Raw genomic sequence first — 15,837 nt, 5'->3', positions numbered from 1 at the left:
CCCCCCGCCGGCCCCCCCCCCCGCGCCGCCCCCGCCCCCGCCCCCCCCCCCCCCCCCCCCGCGGACCCGTGGTGGGCGCACTCCATACGCCGTGCATACGCGCACGTACAGACGACACGGGGAATTCACCCTTATCATGGCCCGCTTCGATTGCAACAAGCGGATGACCGCGTGACCGTATCCACCCTCGCTTTTGTCTTCCCCGGTCAGGGCTCGCAGTCCGTGGGCATGCTGGCCGAACTGGCCGAGCTGCACCCGCAGGTGCGTGAAGCCTTCACCGAAGCATCCGATGGTGCCGGTGTCGACCTGTGGGCGCTGTCCCAGGGCGGCCCGGAGGAAATGCTCAACCGTACCGAATACACCCAGCCGGCGCTGCTGGCCGCGAGCATCGGCGCATGGCGCGCCTGGAATGCCGTGGGCGGCCCGCGTCCGTCGGTGCTGGCCGGCCACAGCCTGGGCGAATACACCGCACTGGTCGCTGCCGGCGCGCTGAGCCTGCACGATGGCGCCCACCTGGTGCGCCTGCGTGGCCAGCTGATGCAGGAAGCCGCGCCGACCGGCGTGGGCGCCATGGCCGCCGTGCTGGGCGCCGAAGACCAGCTGGTGCTGGACGTCTGCGCCGAAGCCGCGGGCAGCCAGGTGGTGGTGCCTGCCAACTTCAATTCGCCGGGCCAGATCGTGATCGGTGGCGACGCCGATGCGGTGGACCGCGCGCTGGCCCTGCTGGCCGAAAAGGGCGTGCGCAAGGCGGTCAAGCTGGCCGTCAGCGTGCCCTCGCACACCCCGTTGATGCGCGAAGCCGCCAACCGCCTGGCCGAAGTGATGGCCGGTCTGTCCTGGCAGGCGCCGCAGCTGCCGGTGGTGCAGAACGTCGATGCCAAGGTGCATGACGGCGTCGACGCCATCCGTACCGCGCTGGTGCAGCAGCTGTACCAGCCGGTGCAGTGGACCGGTTGCGTGCAGGCCCTGGCCGCCCGTGGCATCACCCAGATCGCCGAGTGCGGCCCGGGCAAGGTGCTGACCGGCCTGGTCAAGCGCATCGACAAGACCCTCGATGGTCGCTCGCTGGCCACCCCGGGCGATTTCGAAACCGCCCGCGAGACGTGGTCGGCCTGATCCCCCTGTTCCTGCCGACCGTGCCGGTGGCCGCTGCAAGCGGCACGGGTGCGGCGGCCGCCCCAGCCTGAGGAAAACATCATGAGCAAGCCCCTGCAGGGTGAAATCGCACTGGTCACCGGCGCCAGCCGTGGCATTGGTGCCGCCATCGCCGATCTGCTGGCCGCCCAGGGCGCCACCGTCATCGGCACCGCCACCACCGAATCCGGCGCCGCCGCGATCGGTGAGCGCCTGGCCGCCCACGGTGGCCACGGCCGCGCCCTGAACGTGACCGATGCGGCCGCGCTGGACAGCGTGCTGGACGGCATCGCCAAGGAATTCGGCGCGATCTCGATCCTGGTCAACAACGCCGGCATCACCCGCGACAACCTGCTGATGCGCATGAAGGACGAGGACTGGGCGTCGATCATCGACACCAACCTGACCAGCGTGTTCCGCACCAGCAAGGCGGTCATGCGCGGCATGATGAAGGCACGCAAGGGCCGCATCATCAACATCGCATCGGTGGTGGGCGTGACCGGCAATGCCGGCCAGGCCAACTACGCCGCTGCCAAGGCCGGCATCATCGGTTTCAGCAAGTCGCTGGCCAAGGAAATCGGCTCGCGCGGCGTCACCGTCAATGTCGTCGCCCCCGGCTTCATCGATACCGACATGACCAAGGCGCTGCCGGAAGAAGCCCGCACCGCCCTGATCAACGATATCGCCCTCGAACGCCTCGGTTCGCCGGAAGACATCGCCCATGCGGTGGCCTTCCTGGCCAGCCCGGCGGCCGGCTACATCACCGGCGAAACCCTCCATGTGAACGGCGGCATGTACATGCCGTAAGCAAGGGGCGCAGGGATTGCGCCGCAAGTGGTTGATCTGCGAGGATTTTTGCTGCAATGCAAGGTCGCGCCGGTTTCCACTACACTATCCCACGGCCATCGCCTTTGATGGCGACCATTTTTGAACCACAACTCCATCTGGAGCGAGATCCCATGAGCACCATCGAAGAACGCGTCAAGAAAATCGTCATCGAACAGCTTGGCGTCAAGGAAGAAGAAGTCACCAACAGCGCATCGTTCGTCGATGACCTGGGCGCTGACTCGCTGGACACCGTCGAGCTGGTGATGGCCCTGGAAGAAGAGTTCGAGTGCGAAATCCCGGACGAAGAAGCCGAGAAGATCAGCACCGTGCAGGCTGCCATCGACTACATCAAGGCCCACGTCAAGGCCTGATGTCAGACGGCCGTGCGCGTGCGGGCTCCTGCTCGCCGCGCACCGCACCCCATGGGGCCGCAGTTGCGGCCCCGTGTGTTTGAGCATCACATCGAAGCAAACCGTGTTACCCGTCGAAAACGTACGGGTCAGGAGAATCAGCAATGAAGCGTCGCGTCGTCGTAACCGGCCTGGGTATCGTCTCGCCGTTGGGCAATGATCTGGCCAGCAGCTGGGAAGGCATCACCCACGGTCGTTCGGGCATCGGTCCGCTGACCAACGTTTCTGATGCCTACCTGGAACGGTTCACCACCAAGATTGCAGGTGAGGTCAAGGGCTTTGACATCACCGCCGACAACCCGTTGTTCGGCAAGTACCGGGTCAGTGGCAAGGATGCCAAGAAGATGGACCCGTTCATTCATTACGGCATGGGCGCTTCGTTCATGGCCCTGCACGATTCGGGCCTGGAAATCACCGAAGCCAACGCCGAGCGCGTGGGTGCCATTGTCGGCGCCGGCATCGGCGGCCTGCTGGGTATCGAAGAGCAGACCATCGAATTCCACGAGGGCAAGAAGATCTCGCCCTTCTACGTGCCCAAGACCATCATCAACATGCTGCCGGGCCAGCTGAGCATCATCGCCGGGCTGAAGGGCCCGTCGTTCTCGGCCGTGTCCGCCTGCGCGACCTCCAATCATTCGATCGGTACCGCGATGCGCATGATCCAGTACGGCGATGCCGACGTGATGGTGGTCGGTGGCGCCGAGCGTGGCTCCTCGCCGACCGCGCTGGGCGGCTTCTGCGCCATGAAGGCCATGAGCACCCGCAACGATGCCCCGCAGCAGGCCTCGCGCCCGTGGGACAAGGACCGCGACGGCTTCGTGCTGGGCGACGGTGCCGGCATCCTGATCCTGGAAGAGTACGAGCACGCCAAGGCGCGTGGCGCGAAGATCTACTGCGAGCTTGCCGGCTTCGGCGCCAGCTCCGACGCGTACCACATGACCGCCCCGGCCGAGAACGGCGAAGGCGCGGCGCGCTGCATGACCATGGCACTGAAGGACGCCGGCGTGACCCCGGACCAGGTCGGTTACCTCAACGCCCACGGCACCTCCACGCCGCTGGGCGACCTGGGCGAAACCATGGCCATGAAGACCGCCTTCGGTGACCACGCCTACAAGATGATGGTCAGCTCCACCAAGTCGATGACCGGCCACCTGCTGGGTGCCGCCGGCGGCGTGGAAGCGATCTTCTCGGTGATGGCGCTGCAGGACAACATCATTCCGCCGACCATCAACCTGGAACAGCCGGGCGAAGGCTGCGACCTGGACTATGTGCCCAACGAAGCACGCCAGGCCAAGGTGGACGTGGTGATGTCCAACGGCTTCGGCTTCGGCGGCACCAACGGCACGCTGATCTTCAAGCGCGTCTGACCGGCGCGCGGTAGAGTCGACCGTTGGTCGACTCCGCCGTTGTGTAGAGTCGACCGTTGGTCGACTGAACGTGCAATCCAGTCGAGCATGGCTCGACTCTACATGCGAAGAAGCCGCCGCAAGGCGGCTTCCGTGCATCTGAACCCCTGAACTGGCCGCCATGACCCACGCACCGCTGATCCACCCGCTGCCGCACCCGATCGACCTGCTGGCCGTGCAGCAGCACGACCCCGCGCGCTTCCCGCTGCTGATGGAATCCACCGCCTCGGGCACCGCGCAGGGGCGCTGGAGCCTGCTGCTGGCCGCGCAGGGCGACCAGCTGCGACTGGATGCCGATGGCCAGGTGCGTGACCAGCACGATGCGGTGCAGCCGGGCACCTTCCTGCAGGTGCTCGACCGCGCCTGGCAGGCCGAGCGCTTGCCGCACGACGGCAGCCACAGCCTGCCGTTCCGCGGCGGCTGGGCATTGATGCTGGACTACGAAGTGGCCAGCCAGATCGAACCGGTGCTGCCGGCACGCGCGCGCGACGATGGCCGGCCCACCGCGCTGGCACTGCGCTGCCCCGCTGCGCTGCTGCACGACCACGAAGCGAACGCCAGTTTCGTCATTGCCGAGGCTGATCAGCAGGTCCTGCTGGACGCGCTGGTGGCGCAGGCCGCGGCCGCGCTGCCCGAAGCCGGGCACGGCTGGCAGCCGCCGCAGTCGGTGGGCGAAGACGCGCCGCAGCGCTTCACTGATGGCGTGCGCCGGGTGATCGATTACCTGCGCGCCGGCGATGTGTTCCAGGTGAACCTGTCGCGCCGCTGGAGCGCGCAGTTCGCCGCGCCGGTCAGCCCGCAGGCGCTGTACGCGCAGCTGCGTCGTGCCAACCCGGCACCGTTTGCCGGGCTGTTCAGTGCGCACGGCCGTCATGTGGTCAGCTCGTCGCCGGAGCGGCTCGTATCGGTGCACGCCGGCCATGCGCAGACGCGGCCCATTGCCGGCACCCGCCCGCGCTTCGAAGGTGATGACGATGCCGCGCGCATCCAGGAACTGGTCGGCCACCCCAAGGAGCGCGCCGAGCACGTGATGCTGATCGACCTGGAGCGCAACGACCTGGGCCGCATCTGCCTGCCCGGCACGGTGGTGGTGGATGAACTGATGACGGTGGAGAGCTACGCCCATGTGCACCACATCGTCAGCAACGTCAGCGGCCATCTGCGCCCTGAAGTCACCCCGGGCGAAGTAATCGCCGCCACCTTCCCTGGCGGCACCATCACCGGCTGCCCGAAGGTGCGCTGCATGCAGATCATCAGCGAGCTGGAACAGGTGCCGCGCGGTGCCTACACCGGCGCCTTCGGCTGGCTGAACCGCGACGGCGACCTGGACCTGAACATCCTGATCCGCACCGCCGAAGTGGACGGCAGCGAGGTCAGCTTCCGTACCGGCGCCGGCATCGTGGTCGATTCGGACCAGGACAAGGAACTGGACGAGACCCGCGCCAAGGCCCGTGGCCTGCTGCGCGCGTTGGGCCAGCAGGGCTGACCGGCCGGGGTCAGATCCCTCGCGCGGCGCGCGAGGGCTCTGACCCCCGGCGATGACGCAGCCGGGCGTTCATCCACGCATGGCGTGGATCTACTGCCGGGCATGGCCCGGCGCTACCGATCCTGGTGGGTGCCGACCGTTGGTCGGCACTGGCACACACCCCCATCATGACCCCGCGCCACCGGGCACGGTATCCTGCACGGCGGAATCGCATTCAGAGGTAGTCCATGGCGGGAGCCAAGCGCGGGTGTCTGTTCGTGGTAACGCTGCTGCTGGTGCTGGCCGCCGTGCTGGTCGGCGCGGGCGCGTGGTTCTTCCACCAGCAGAGCCAGTTCGCCGACCAGCCGATCAGCCCGTCCACCGACAGCGTGGTCATCGCCAGCGGCGATGGCCTGAACAGCGTGCTGCGCAAGCTGCGCGACGCCGGCGTGGATGAAGGCCAGGACACCCAGTGGCAGCTGCTGGCGCGCCAGCTCGATGCCGCCGGCAAGCTGAAGGTGGGCGAGTACGCGCTGGACAACCGCCTGACCCCGCGCGAGCTGCTGCTGCGCATGCGTGCGGGCAAGGTGCTGCAGCACCGCGTCACGATCGTCGAAGGCTGGAACATCCGCCAGGTGCGTGCCGCGCTCAAGCGCGCCGATCCGCTGCTGCACACCACCGATACCCTGGATGACGCTGCCCTGATGCAGCGCCTGGGCTTCGGTGGCCAGCACCCGGAGGGCCGCTTCCTGCCGGAAACCTACGTCTACCAGCGTGGCGACAGCGACCTGGATGTGCTCAAGCGTGCGCATGCGGCGATGGAAAAAGCCCTGGACGAAGCCTGGGAAAGCCGCGCGCCGGATCTGCCGATCAACACGCCCTACGAGCTGCTGACCCTGGCCTCGATCATCGAAAAGGAAACCGCGCTGGCCAGCGAGCGGCCGCAGATTGCTGGGGTGTTCATGCGCCGCCTGAAGATCGGCATGCGCCTGCAGACCGACCCCACGGTGATCTATGGCATCGGCGCGGCCTACGACGGCAACATCCGCCGCCGCGACCTGACCACCGACACGCCCTACAACACCTACACCCGTGCCGGGCTGACGCCCACCCCGATCGCCATGCCCAGCCGCGATGCGCTGATGGCCGCCGCGCAGCCGGCGCCGGGCAATGCGCTGTACTTCGTCGCCGTGGGCGATGGCAGCGGCGCGCACGTGTTTTCGCCCAGCCTGGACCAGCACAACGCCGCCGTAGCCCGCTACCTGCAGCAGCTGCGCCAGCAACGCAACAAGGAGACCCCGGCGCAATGAGTTCCGCGCTGCTTCGCCACCCGCGTTTCGTCAGCCTGGAAGGCGGCGAGGGCGCGGGCAAGACCACCGCCATCAACGCCATCCGCGATTGCCTGCGCAGCCATGGCCACGAGGTGGTGCTGACCCGCGAACCGGGCGGCACGCCGCTGGCCGAGCGCATCCGCGGCCTGGTGCTGAAGCCCGACGCCGAGATTGCCGCCGAACCGCTCAGTGCCGAGGCCGAACTGCTGCTGGTGTTTGCTGCGCGTGCGCAGCATGTGCGCCAGGTGATCCAGCCGGCACTGCAGCGCGGTGCCTACGTGCTCAGTGATCGCTTCACCGATTCCAGCTACGCCTACCAGGGCGGTGGCCGCGGCTTGGACCCGCAGTGGATTGCCGATCTGGAGCGCCGCGCGGTGGGCCTGCTGCCGGGCCTGACCCTGCTGCTGGATGTGGACGTGGCCGTGGGCCGCGCCCGCGCCAACGGCCGCGATCTGTGGCCGGACCGCATCGAAAGCGAGCAGGACGATTTCTTCCAGCGCGTGCGCGAAGTGTTCCGCGGCCGCGCCCAGCAGGACCCGCAGCGCTTCGCCCTGGTCGATGCCGGCCAACTGCAGGAACGCGTGGCCGCCGATGTGGTGGCCCGTGTGGAGCAGTGGCTGCAGGCGGGGCAGGGCGCATGAGCACCTTCTCGCCCTGGCAGCAGCGTGCCTTCGATCAGACCGTGGCCGCGCTCGATGCCGACCGGCTGGGCCATGGCCTGTTGATCTGCGGTCCGGCCGGGCTGGGCAAGCGCGAAGTGGCGCTGGGCCTGGCCGACCATGTGCTGGCCCGCGGTGATGCGGCCCACGCGGCACGCACGCGCCAGTTGATTGCCGCCGGCACCCACCCGGATCTGCAACTGGTCAGCTTCATTCCGAACAAGAGCGGCGACAAGCTGCGCACCGAGATCGTGATCGAGCAGGTGCGCGAGATCACCAACAAGCTGGCGCTGACCCCGCAGTACGGCGTGGCCCAGGTGGTGATTGTCGATCCGGCCGATGCGATCAACCGTTCGGCCGCCAACGCGCTGCTGAAAACCCTGGAGGAGCCGCAGCCCGGTCGTTACCTGTGGCTGATCAGCAGCGACCCGGCGCGTCTGCCGCAGACCGTGCGCAGCCGCTGCCAGCGTCTGGAATTCAAGCTGCCACCGCATGACGAAGCCTTGGCCTGGTTGCTGCAGCAGGGCCACAGCGAAGCGGCCGCGCGCGAAGCGCTGGAGGCCGCGCGTGGCCATCCTGGCCAGGCCGACAACTGGTTGCGCGACGACGGCCTGAGCCTGCGCCGCGAAGTGGGGCGCGAGCTGGAACAGCTGGCCGCCGGCAGGACCGGTGCGGTGGAGCTGGCGCAGAAGTGGTGTGGCGATGACAACGCGGCCCTGCGCCTGCGCTTCGCTGCCGATCTGGCGCTGGCCCAGGCCAGCACCGACGCCTTGACCGCGCCGGAGCGATTGCACAAGCTTGCAGCCTGGTTCGATGCGGCCAATCGCACCCGCGACCTGCTGCGCACCACGGTGCGTGCGGATCTGGCGGTGGTCGAGCTGCTGCTGGCCTGGAACAAAGTCAACGAGCGGCCTGCCGCAAGGGGTAACCGATGAGTGCCAGCAACGCCCGCCAGGGCATCCTGTCCCTGGCCGTGAAGGACAAGGCCGCGCTGTACAGCGCATACATGCCATTCGTGAAGAATGGCGGCATCTTCGTGCCCACGCCCAAGCGCTACTTCCTGGGCGACGAAGTCTTCCTGCTGCTGACCCTGCCCGATTCCAGCGAACGCCTGCCGGTGGCCGGCAAGGTGATCTGGGTCACCCCGGCCGGCGCACAGGGCAACCGCACCGCCGGCATCGGCGTGCAGCTGGCCGACGGCCAGGAAGGCGAGACCGTGCGCCACAAGATCGAAACCCTGCTGGCCGGCCTGACCAGCTCGGACAAGCCCACCCACACCATGTAAGGCGCTGAACCTCGAAATACCCGAGATCCCACCCCTTCGTAGAGTCGAGCTTGCTCGACTGCTCCTCCAATGTATAGTCGAGCCATGCTCGACTGCAGCTCGTCGACAGGCCTCAAAAAGCCCCGTGAACACAAATGTGAAAAAGTGTTGACGGCGTCAAAAAAGCCCCTATAATGAGCGGCTCAGCAACACACCGGGCGGTTAGCTCAGCGGTAGAGCATTGCCTTCACACGGCAAGGGTCACAGGTTCGATCCCTGTACCGCCCACCATGTTGCAGAACGAAAAAAGCCTCCAGCAATGGGGGCTTTTTTGTTGGCTGTAGTTCGGATCGGCGGCCGATGGGTCGTGTGCGTTTGCCCCTCAACGAATGAGTAGCCTAGATTCGGTGGCGCAACCCTGTGCCTTCATCAGGAGAGGCCATGGAACGTCCCGGATTCTTCGCATGTACGCGAACATTCATCATGGCCGCAACGGTGGTGATGGCTATTGCGGGCTGCACATCATCATCTGACCTGGGTTCGCGCACTGCTGCGGAAGCGAGCAGGAGCCGGGGCGTGAGTGAGATGCTTGAGGAAATCCATGCGTCCCGGAAACCGGTTGGATTCGAACAGCTGGATGTGAGTGTCATCGTCGGCCGCTATCTGCCGGCGGGGACGCTGCGCGCTGATGTGCTGGCGGCGATGCGGGAACATCCGGGAGCCCGGATCATCGAGGATTCGCCCGCGACCTTGATTGTTCGCGATGACCAGGGCAAGGCGATGCTGGGTCCAGACGCGCGTTCGGTGGTCATGACGTTCACCTTCGATGGCGCAGGCAAGCTTGCGCAGGTGCAGGCGGTGCACATGAAGCATCAGTAGGGAGCTTTCGTCACCTGCGTCATCGCTGGAGATGACCGTCAAAGGCTCGAGTCTGTCCGCGATTCGGCCGGTGATGAGGAAGTTGGAGGCAACTCACTACTCTGTGCATATGAAAAAGCCGACGCGGAGCCGGCTTCTCAATGGTCGGGTGATCAATGGTCCGAACTTCGGCTATGTCCAAAGATCGACAGATGGATGCAGAGCTTCCGGGGCCGGGCCACAACGGCCTGCTGCGAGGTCGCAGCTGTCCCTGACAGGCGGCGCGCCAGGTTCTGCGCGGAGAGGATCTGGATCAAGGCAAAGAACACGGACGCGCTCAGTCCGCCAAGCAGTACAGCACAGTAGATCCAGACAAGGCGCTGGGCTTTGACTTCCTCGTTGATCAAGCTGGAAAGCTCAGGATCATTGAATACCTCGCACAGAATCTCCCGGTCTCGGCTGCTGGGCCAACTGGACGTCCCGTCGTTGCCTGGCCGCGTGGCATCCTTGCAGAGAGCATCCTTGTAGATGGTGGGATTTCCTTTGCGGATGCCTTCGCGTGGGGTGACATGATCGGCAGACAGCCAGATCTCGGTTCCCGTCTCCTTGAGTGATGTCATGAATTCCTTGTCGGTAGACATGCCGACGAAGAAGACTGCGGGCGTGAACAAGGCAAAGGCGAGCGCAAAAAACACGGGGGCGTGCCACGGGCGCGGCAGGGGCTTCTCTCGCATCTTGAGCTCGGCGATGTTGAAGGCTTTGCCGGCTCGGCTGATCAGTGACAACGGGACATCGCGGGCGAGGCCGAACGCGATGATCCGCTCGGCTTCTGCGGCTGTTTGCGCCTTGATGCCAGTGCTGAATCGGAACGCGAACAGTGAAGATTCATCCAGGATGTGCTGGTTGATCGCATCGTGGGTCAAGTCCCGTCTTGAAACAAAGAGCCGGATCAATCGCAGCCTTATGTGATGAAGCGACTCCGCGCGGTAGCAGAGATACATGAGGCCTAGAAAAATCGCCGCAGGCCCTAGCGTACCCACTGCGATACTGAACTTGGGTATCTCAAACAGCATGCTTCACTGATCCATGTTGAAGGGTGTTCAACGGGATCGGCTAAGGTGGGTGAAACTTTACGGGTGCGATGTGATACTGCTCAGCTACGCGGCTGCTCATGACACCTCCCATCCCCCAGCTCCATCCGAACACGCTGCGCCAGTTGCCGCGCTGCAAACAACAACCCATCGCGATGTCCATCGCCCAGATGCTCGTGTGGCTGTCCCTGCACACGTGCACGCTCATCGGCATGCAGCAGCTCCAGTGCGGTGGCCAGTGCGGCCAATGAACGGCTGATCGATGCCGCGCAAGGCGCACTGAGCATCTGCGCGGCGCAGACCTGGCCGTCCTCCGCATCGCCGATGCGGATCGCCTGCAGCTGGTCAAGGAACAGGGACTGATCCGCGGCCGGTGATGCGTCGCGCAACGCGCACTCGATTTCGCGGGCAATGTCGTCGGGCACGTCGCTGGCGATATCGCCGATGAGCGCGTGCAGGCGGGGATGGAGGTTGGTTCGATTGGTCATGGCGAAACCCTCACTGGCGTAAGGCCACCTTCTGCAAGGAAGGTGGCGGACGGTGCGGGTTGGCGTACCAAGGCAAACAAGCTTCAGGGGAGAAGAAGGCCTGGCGGATCTACTGATCCCCACGCACCGGCCGCCATTGGAGGCAGTCGGTGCATTCTCGCTGCTGCGATCAGTTCCGCAGCCCCTAAATCTTGTTTGTTTTTTCGAGACGCCAATCCCGACCAAGGCAACATGCCCCGGCAGACCGAGCATCGGCGCGTTCCAGCACGAATGTCACTGAGGAAAGTTGCCAATCCACGGGGCATTTCACTTCTGTGAGCGGCACCACACACCACCTGCGCACGCGATCACCAATGGCGCCCGCTCGCGTTCAACACACCAGCCGCGCAACGCATCAGTACCCAGCGCCACCAGATCGTTCGCGTCACAACCCCCAAACCCATCTTTACAACCGTTTTAAGACAGACATGTCGCGTTTGCCCCTTCGGCACGACACCCCATGCGGATAGCGTTGTCACCAGACGTTTTCAACACGCGAGGGAGTGCCGATGTCCGCCCACTACGACAGCATGGTCGATCAGTACGTAGCCTACGCGGGCGCTTCGCCCACGCGCCCCATCGAAGTGCGTACCCTGCTGCAGCTGGCCGGCCCGCTGCAGGGACGCGATGTGCTGGACCTGGCCTGTGGCTCGGGTTACTACGGCCGCGTGCTGCTGCGCCATGGCGCGCGCAGTGCGGTGGGCGTGGACCAGTCGCAAGGCATGATCGACTTCGCCCGTGCGCTGTCGCGGCACAGCAACGACGACATGCAGTTCCACACCCGTGACGTGCTGGACATGGCCGACATCGGTACGTTCGACATCGTGGTGGCGGCCTGGCTGTTCAACTACGCAGACTGCCCGGCCACCCTGCAGGCGATGTTCGCCGCGGTGGAGCGCCACCTGAAGCCCGGCGGGCGGCTGGTGGTGCAGACCTTCAATCCCGATTACCGGCTGGCGCTGGGCGACTACGCGCAGTACGGGGTGAAAGTGCTGGAAGAACAGCCCTGGCAGGACGGTGCGCGGCTGCGCCTGCAGTTTCCCGGCACGCCGCCGGCGCAGGTCACCAACTACCGCTGGCCGCGCACGCACTACGAAGAGGCCGCGGTGCTGGCCGGTTTCGCGCGACCGCAGTGGCACGAGCCGCAGCTGGATGCCGAAGATGTGGCGCGCCACTACCTTGGCTACTGGGACGACTACGTGCACAACTGCATGTCGGTGAACCTGCTCTGCCAGCGCTGAGCGGCACCGCTCAGGACGGACGGGGGCAGGGCGCGCCGCAGGGGGGGGGCGACCTGCCTCCCTCCGTCCCCTTGCGCGGGCTTGGGTATGCTGGGGCGCCCTCTCTGCGTGTGCCTGCCATGAACGAACGACGTACCGCGCTCATTTCCGCCCTGCGCAGCGCCGGCTGCAGCGACCCGGCCAGCTGGGCCGACAGCGAACTGCGCGAAGACATTCCGCAGTTCGCCCGCTTCCTGGTGCTGCGCGACGTGCATCGCTTGGCCGACGATGTGGATTCGGCGCTGGCCGAAACGTTGTTCGATCGCGACGACCTGGCCGACACCCTGCAGGCCCTGCGCAGTGCGGTGCCGGCCACTGCGCTGGAGGCGTTCCTGCGCGCCTATGGCCAGGCGCTGGGCAACAGCTTCGTGATGGCGGTGGACGAAGGCCCGTCGATGCGCGAAGACGGCATGCCCGGGTGGGTACTGATGGAAACTGACGCAGATGACACGCCCAGCGGCCGCCTGATCCAAGGACTGCACGAAGACTATCTGGACTTCGCAACGTCCGTCGCGCCGTAGTCTGCGGCGCCCGGCCGCGGCAATCCGCCGCGACGACATCCACCCTTGGGCCGGCGCCAATGGCCTGCTCGCCACCCACGCCGAATGAGGGTCAGGCCTTCAGCCAGCGCGGCGACACCGCCACGCCCAGGAAGGCCACCGCCACGCCGATGAAGGCGCCCACCAGCCCCACATGGTGGGCGGCGAAGCCGATCAGCACCGGCCCGGCCAGCACGCCGGCATAGCCCAGCGTGGTGACCGCGGTGATCGCCACGCCCTCGGGCATGCGGGTCTGGTTGCCGGCCAGCGAGAACAGCGCCGGCACCACGTTGGCGCAGCCCAGGCCCAGCATCACGTAGCCGACCAGCGAGGCCTGCCACGGCGTGACCAGGGTCAGCACCAGCACGCCCGCCGCGCCCAGCAACCCGCCCAGTACGATGGCGCGGTGCCGCCCCAGGTGGTCCACCACGCGGTCACCGAACAGGCGCGCCACGGTCATGCTCAGGGCGAAGGCGGCATAGCCCAGGCCAGCCAGCGTCGGTGCCACGCCGCGCACATCGGTCAGCAGCAGCGCGCTCCAGTCCAGCATGGTGCCTTCGGCCAGGAACGCCACGAACGCCAGCACGCTGATGAACAGCACGATGCCACGCGGCCAGGCCAGGAAGGGGCCCTCATGCGCGACCCGTTCGTTGCGCCAGTGGCGCAGGGCGGGCAGGGCAATCAGCACCATCACCGCGCAGCCCACCAGCACCGCCGGCAGCAGCGGCAGCCAGGCCCCCAGCAGCAGGGTGCTGGCCGCACCAACGAAGCCGCCGATGCTGTAGAAGGCGTGGAAGCCGGACATCATCGCGCGCCGCGATTCGCGTTCCACCACCACCGCCTGCACGTTCATGGTGCAGTCCATGGCACCCACGCCGGCACCGAACACGAACAGGATCGCGCCCAGCGCCCACGGCGAGGAGGCCACCGCCAGCCACGGCAGGGACAGGCAGATCAGCGCGCTGGTTGCGATCATCACCGTGCGGCAGCCCAGCCGTGCCGCCAGCACGCCGGCCAGCGGCATGGCCAGCAGCGAACCGGCGCCCAGGCCGAGCAGGATCAGGCCAAGAGTGGCGTCGTCCACCCCGCTGCGGGCCTTGGCGAAGGGCACCAGGGTGGCCCAGATGGCGGTGGCGAAACCGGGAATGAAGAACGCAGCACGGGTGGCGTGCTGCTGCGCGCGGGGCGAGGAAACAGGCGTCATGGAAGAACCGGGCAAGGGGATCAGAAATGCGTGGGATGCACGGCGATGCCAGCGGCACGGAATCGTTCGGCCAGCGCGGCCGGGGCGGAGGTGGTCAACACCAGATCGTCGATCTCATCCAGTGCAGCCACCTGCCACACGCCACGCGCGCCCAGCTTTTCGGTGGTCGCGGCCACGATCACCCGGCTGGCGCAGGCCAGCATCGCGCGCTTCAACGTGGCTTCCTCGCCATCCATCGCCCACACGCCGGTATCGGCATCGACCGCACAGGCGCCGGGCAGGTACACATCGGCGCGCAGCCGCTGCACCTGGGCCAGCGCCTCGGCGCCCACCGCACCGCCGCCCTCGGCCAGGCGACCGCCGATCAGGTGCACGCGGGTGCCGGCCTGCCACGCCGCCGCCGTGGCGATCTGCGGCGCATTGGTGATGACCGTCAGTGCCAATGCGCCGGGCAGCTGCTGGGCGATGGCCTGGTTGGTCGAACCTGCATCGATCAGCAGTACCTGGCCGGGCTTCAGCAGGGCCACCACGCGCGCGGCCAGTTCGGCCTTGTCACCGCGGTCCTGGGTCAGCCGTTCGCGCAGCGGCGCCGGCTTCGGTGCCGGCAGCACGGCGCCGCCGTAAACGCGCTGGCACAGCCCTTGGGCCGCCAGTTCGCGCAGGTCGCGGCGGATCGAATCTTCGGACACGGCATAGCGGCGCGCCAGGTCGGCGGCCACCACGCGGCCCTGCTGGCGCAGTTCGTCCAGGATCAGCTGGGTGCGCTGGGCGGGGAGGGTGGGGTCGGCTGTCATGGGGGCGGAGTGTGCATGATCGTGCATCATCGTGCAATTGTGTGCATTCAGCCGCGCGACGGCTGGTACGAATGAGGCCGCGCGATACGCCGCGCGTATCGTGCACGGGCTCCAACGGTATTGGCGGCATCATGGCCCGCACCGCGATGCTGGGCGGATGAAGCCGATTTCCCTTGTTTCCTTTGCGGGCCAGGTTGGTCTGGTGACCGGCGCGGCCGGTGGCCTGGGCCTGGCCTACAGCCGCCTGCTGGCCGAGCGCGGCGCCCACGTTGTGATGCACGACATCGGTGCGGGCCTGGATGGCACCGGCAGCGACCCGCAGCGCATCGCCCAGTGCGTGCAGGAACTGCAGGCCCAGGGTCTGGCCGTGGAAGCGGCCAGTGGTGCGATCGACCAGCGCGAGAGCTGCCATGCACTGGTGCGCGACATCCTGCAGCGGCATGGCCGCCTGGACTTCCTGATCCACAACGCCGGCTGGGTGGCCTACCAGGGCGTGGAAAGCATCGACGATGCCGCGCTGGAGCAGATGCTGTGCGTGGCCGCCAAGACACCGCTGTGGCTGGCACAGGCCGCATGGCCTGCCATGCGCGAGGCCGGTGGCGGGCGCATCGTGATCACCACCTCCGACCGCGCGCTGTACCCGCAGTACGCGCAGCGCGGGCTGTCGGCCTATGCCATGGCCAAGCTGGCCGCGCAGGGGCTGGTGAACGTGCTGGCGCTGGAGGGGGCCGAACACGGCATCGTGGTCAATGCGGTTTCGCCGGTGGCCAAGACGCGCATGTGGGGCATCGGAGGCGAACCCGACGAGCTGCATCCTGCCGCCGTCGCCACCGGTGTCGCGTTCCTGGCGTCCACGCGATGCCAGCAGGGCGGCTGGATCCTGCGCGCCAGCAATGGCCAGTTCCATGCACTGCGGCTGCAGGAAGCCGAGCATGTCGCGTATCCGCGCGATCTGCGCGCGGTGCAGGCCGACAGCATCGAGTCGGTGGCACTGCAATGGCCGGTGATCGCGCGGCCCAGTGTCGATGCACGCGGCTGAGCGCGTAC

Annotated in this window: 17 protein-coding genes and 1 tRNA gene; 14 read left to right on the top strand and 4 right to left on the bottom strand. The window is 66.9% G+C overall.

The genetic code is table 11. The features are described 5' to 3' along the window. Positions 1-171: 171 nt before the first annotated feature. From fabD to IAE58_RS11340, 11 genes are all read left to right on the top strand, one after another. The gene (fabD, locus tag IAE58_RS11390; RefSeq protein WP_108748748.1) at positions 172-1,116 is read left to right on the top strand and encodes an ACP S-malonyltransferase; all 945 of its coding nucleotides are present in this window, start codon (positions 172-174) and stop codon (positions 1,114-1,116) included. Between the two features lie 81 nt (positions 1,117-1,197). Continuing rightward, on the top strand, positions 1,198-1,941 hold the full coding sequence (fabG, locus tag IAE58_RS11385; protein ID WP_107230029.1) for a 3-oxoacyl-ACP reductase FabG: 744 nt from the start codon (positions 1,198-1,200) through the stop codon (positions 1,939-1,941). A 152-nt stretch (positions 1,942-2,093) separates the two neighbouring features. After that, positions 2,094-2,333, top strand: a complete 240-nt coding sequence (gene acpP, locus IAE58_RS11380) for an acyl carrier protein (protein ID WP_108748749.1) — start codon at positions 2,094-2,096, stop codon at positions 2,331-2,333. Between the two features lie 143 nt (positions 2,334-2,476). Next, positions 2,477-3,739, top strand: a complete 1,263-nt coding sequence (gene fabF / locus IAE58_RS11375) for a beta-ketoacyl-ACP synthase II (protein WP_199932594.1) — start codon at positions 2,477-2,479, stop codon at positions 3,737-3,739. A 160-nt stretch (positions 3,740-3,899) separates the two neighbouring features. Next, entirely contained in the window at positions 3,900-5,264 is a 1,365-nt protein-coding gene (locus tag IAE58_RS11370; RefSeq protein WP_199932595.1) for an aminodeoxychorismate synthase component I, read from the top strand. 227 nt (positions 5,265-5,491) lie between these two features. Continuing rightward, positions 5,492-6,553: an endolytic transglycosylase MltG gene (gene mltG / locus IAE58_RS11365; RefSeq protein WP_199932596.1), complete on the top strand. Its 1,062-nt coding sequence runs from the start codon at positions 5,492-5,494 to the stop codon at positions 6,551-6,553. Continuing rightward, positions 6,550-7,215, top strand: a complete 666-nt coding sequence (gene tmk / locus IAE58_RS11360) for a dTMP kinase (RefSeq protein ID WP_199932597.1) — start codon at positions 6,550-6,552, stop codon at positions 7,213-7,215. The genes mltG and tmk overlap by 4 nt, the downstream gene beginning before the upstream one ends. After that, a complete protein-coding gene (locus IAE58_RS11355) occupies positions 7,212-8,168 on the top strand; it encodes a DNA polymerase III subunit delta' (RefSeq protein WP_199932598.1) in 957 nt (318 codons plus the stop codon). The genes tmk and IAE58_RS11355 overlap by 4 nt, the downstream gene beginning before the upstream one ends. Then, a complete protein-coding gene (locus tag IAE58_RS11350; protein WP_108748755.1) occupies positions 8,165-8,518 on the top strand; it encodes a PilZ domain-containing protein in 354 nt (117 codons plus the stop codon). The genes IAE58_RS11355 and IAE58_RS11350 overlap by 4 nt, the downstream gene beginning before the upstream one ends. 195 nt (positions 8,519-8,713) lie before the next feature. Beyond that, positions 8,714-8,788: transfer RNA gene (locus tag IAE58_RS11345), tRNA-Val, on the top strand. 150 nt (positions 8,789-8,938) lie between these two features. Further along, positions 8,939-9,376 (top strand): DUF6393 family protein, encoded by a 438-nt coding sequence (locus IAE58_RS11340; protein ID WP_233614598.1) that lies wholly within the window; start codon positions 8,939-8,941, stop codon positions 9,374-9,376. A 152-nt stretch (positions 9,377-9,528) separates the two neighbouring features. Here the strand turns inward: IAE58_RS11340 and IAE58_RS11335 are convergent, their stop codons facing one another. Both IAE58_RS11335 and IAE58_RS11330 read right to left on the bottom strand, forming a co-directional pair. Next, positions 9,529-10,428, bottom strand: a complete 900-nt coding sequence (locus IAE58_RS11335) for a DUF6216 family protein (RefSeq protein ID WP_267908065.1) — start codon at positions 10,426-10,428, stop codon at positions 9,529-9,531. 80 nt (positions 10,429-10,508) lie between these two features. Next, on the bottom strand, positions 10,509-10,934 hold the full coding sequence (locus tag IAE58_RS11330) for a hypothetical protein (RefSeq protein ID WP_199932600.1): 426 nt from the start codon (positions 10,932-10,934) through the stop codon (positions 10,509-10,511). A 548-nt stretch (positions 10,935-11,482) separates the two neighbouring features. On the opposite strand from IAE58_RS11330, the gene IAE58_RS11325 reads away from it, so the two are divergent. Both IAE58_RS11325 and IAE58_RS11320 read left to right on the top strand, forming a co-directional pair. Then, a complete protein-coding gene (locus IAE58_RS11325; RefSeq protein ID WP_199932601.1) occupies positions 11,483-12,214 on the top strand; it encodes a class I SAM-dependent methyltransferase in 732 nt (243 codons plus the stop codon). Positions 12,215-12,333: 119 nt separating this feature from the next. Then, a complete protein-coding gene (locus IAE58_RS11320; protein ID WP_199932602.1) occupies positions 12,334-12,774 on the top strand; it encodes a hypothetical protein in 441 nt (146 codons plus the stop codon). Positions 12,775-12,865: 91 nt separating this feature from the next. Here the strand turns inward: IAE58_RS11320 and IAE58_RS11315 are convergent, their stop codons facing one another. Together IAE58_RS11315 and IAE58_RS11310 are read right to left on the bottom strand one after the other, a co-directional pair. Then, the gene (locus IAE58_RS11315) at positions 12,866-13,996 is read right to left on the bottom strand and encodes an MFS transporter (RefSeq protein ID WP_199932603.1); all 1,131 of its coding nucleotides are present in this window, start codon (positions 13,994-13,996) and stop codon (positions 12,866-12,868) included. A 20-nt stretch (positions 13,997-14,016) separates the two neighbouring features. Then, a complete protein-coding gene (locus IAE58_RS11310) occupies positions 14,017-14,790 on the bottom strand; it encodes a DeoR/GlpR family DNA-binding transcription regulator (RefSeq protein WP_199932604.1) in 774 nt (257 codons plus the stop codon). A gap of 157 nt (positions 14,791-14,947) precedes the next feature. Between IAE58_RS11310 and IAE58_RS11305 the strand changes: the two genes are divergently transcribed. Then, a complete protein-coding gene (locus tag IAE58_RS11305) occupies positions 14,948-15,829 on the top strand; it encodes an SDR family NAD(P)-dependent oxidoreductase (RefSeq protein WP_199932605.1) in 882 nt (293 codons plus the stop codon). The last annotated feature ends 8 nt before the right edge of the window (positions 15,830-15,837 follow it).

Origin of the sequence: Stenotrophomonas sp. S49, assembly GCF_016624905.1 — a bacterium.
GTDB lineage: Bacteria > Pseudomonadota > Gammaproteobacteria > Xanthomonadales > Xanthomonadaceae > Stenotrophomonas.
The sequence above is the reverse complement of the archived record's forward strand: the minus strand, read 5'-3'. Positions and strand labels throughout refer to the sequence as shown.

Bases quoted from the DNA above. Each gene is read 5' to 3' on its own strand.
- fabG (WP_107230029.1), top strand. From the start codon at position 1,198: ATGAGCAAGCCCCTGCAGGGTGAAATCGCACTGGTCACCGGCGCCAGC.
- acpP (WP_108748749.1), top strand. From the start codon at position 2,094: ATGAGCACCATCGAAGAACGCGTCAAGAAAATCGTCATCGAACAGCTT.
- fabF (WP_199932594.1), top strand. From the start codon at position 2,477: ATGAAGCGTCGCGTCGTCGTAACCGGCCTGGGTATCGTCTCGCCGTTG.
- IAE58_RS11370 (WP_199932595.1), top strand. From the start codon at position 3,900: ATGACCCACGCACCGCTGATCCACCCGCTGCCGCACCCGATCGACCTG.
- mltG (WP_199932596.1), top strand. From the start codon at position 5,492: ATGGCGGGAGCCAAGCGCGGGTGTCTGTTCGTGGTAACGCTGCTGCTG.
- tmk (WP_199932597.1), top strand. From the start codon at position 6,550: ATGAGTTCCGCGCTGCTTCGCCACCCGCGTTTCGTCAGCCTGGAAGGC.
- IAE58_RS11355 (WP_199932598.1), top strand. From the start codon at position 7,212: ATGAGCACCTTCTCGCCCTGGCAGCAGCGTGCCTTCGATCAGACCGTG.
- IAE58_RS11350 (WP_108748755.1), top strand. From the start codon at position 8,165: ATGAGTGCCAGCAACGCCCGCCAGGGCATCCTGTCCCTGGCCGTGAAG.
- IAE58_RS11340 (WP_233614598.1), top strand. From the start codon at position 8,939: ATGGAACGTCCCGGATTCTTCGCATGTACGCGAACATTCATCATGGCC.
- IAE58_RS11335 (WP_267908065.1), bottom strand. From the start codon at position 10,428: ATGCTGTTTGAGATACCCAAGTTCAGTATCGCAGTGGGTACGCTAGGG.
- IAE58_RS11330 (WP_199932600.1), bottom strand. From the start codon at position 10,934: ATGACCAATCGAACCAACCTCCATCCCCGCCTGCACGCGCTCATCGGC.
- IAE58_RS11325 (WP_199932601.1), top strand. From the start codon at position 11,483: ATGTCCGCCCACTACGACAGCATGGTCGATCAGTACGTAGCCTACGCG.
- IAE58_RS11320 (WP_199932602.1), top strand. From the start codon at position 12,334: ATGAACGAACGACGTACCGCGCTCATTTCCGCCCTGCGCAGCGCCGGC.
- IAE58_RS11315 (WP_199932603.1), bottom strand. From the start codon at position 13,996: ATGACGCCTGTTTCCTCGCCCCGCGCGCAGCAGCACGCCACCCGTGCT.
- IAE58_RS11310 (WP_199932604.1), bottom strand. From the start codon at position 14,790: ATGACAGCCGACCCCACCCTCCCCGCCCAGCGCACCCAGCTGATCCTG.
- IAE58_RS11305 (WP_199932605.1), top strand. From the start codon at position 14,948: ATGAAGCCGATTTCCCTTGTTTCCTTTGCGGGCCAGGTTGGTCTGGTG.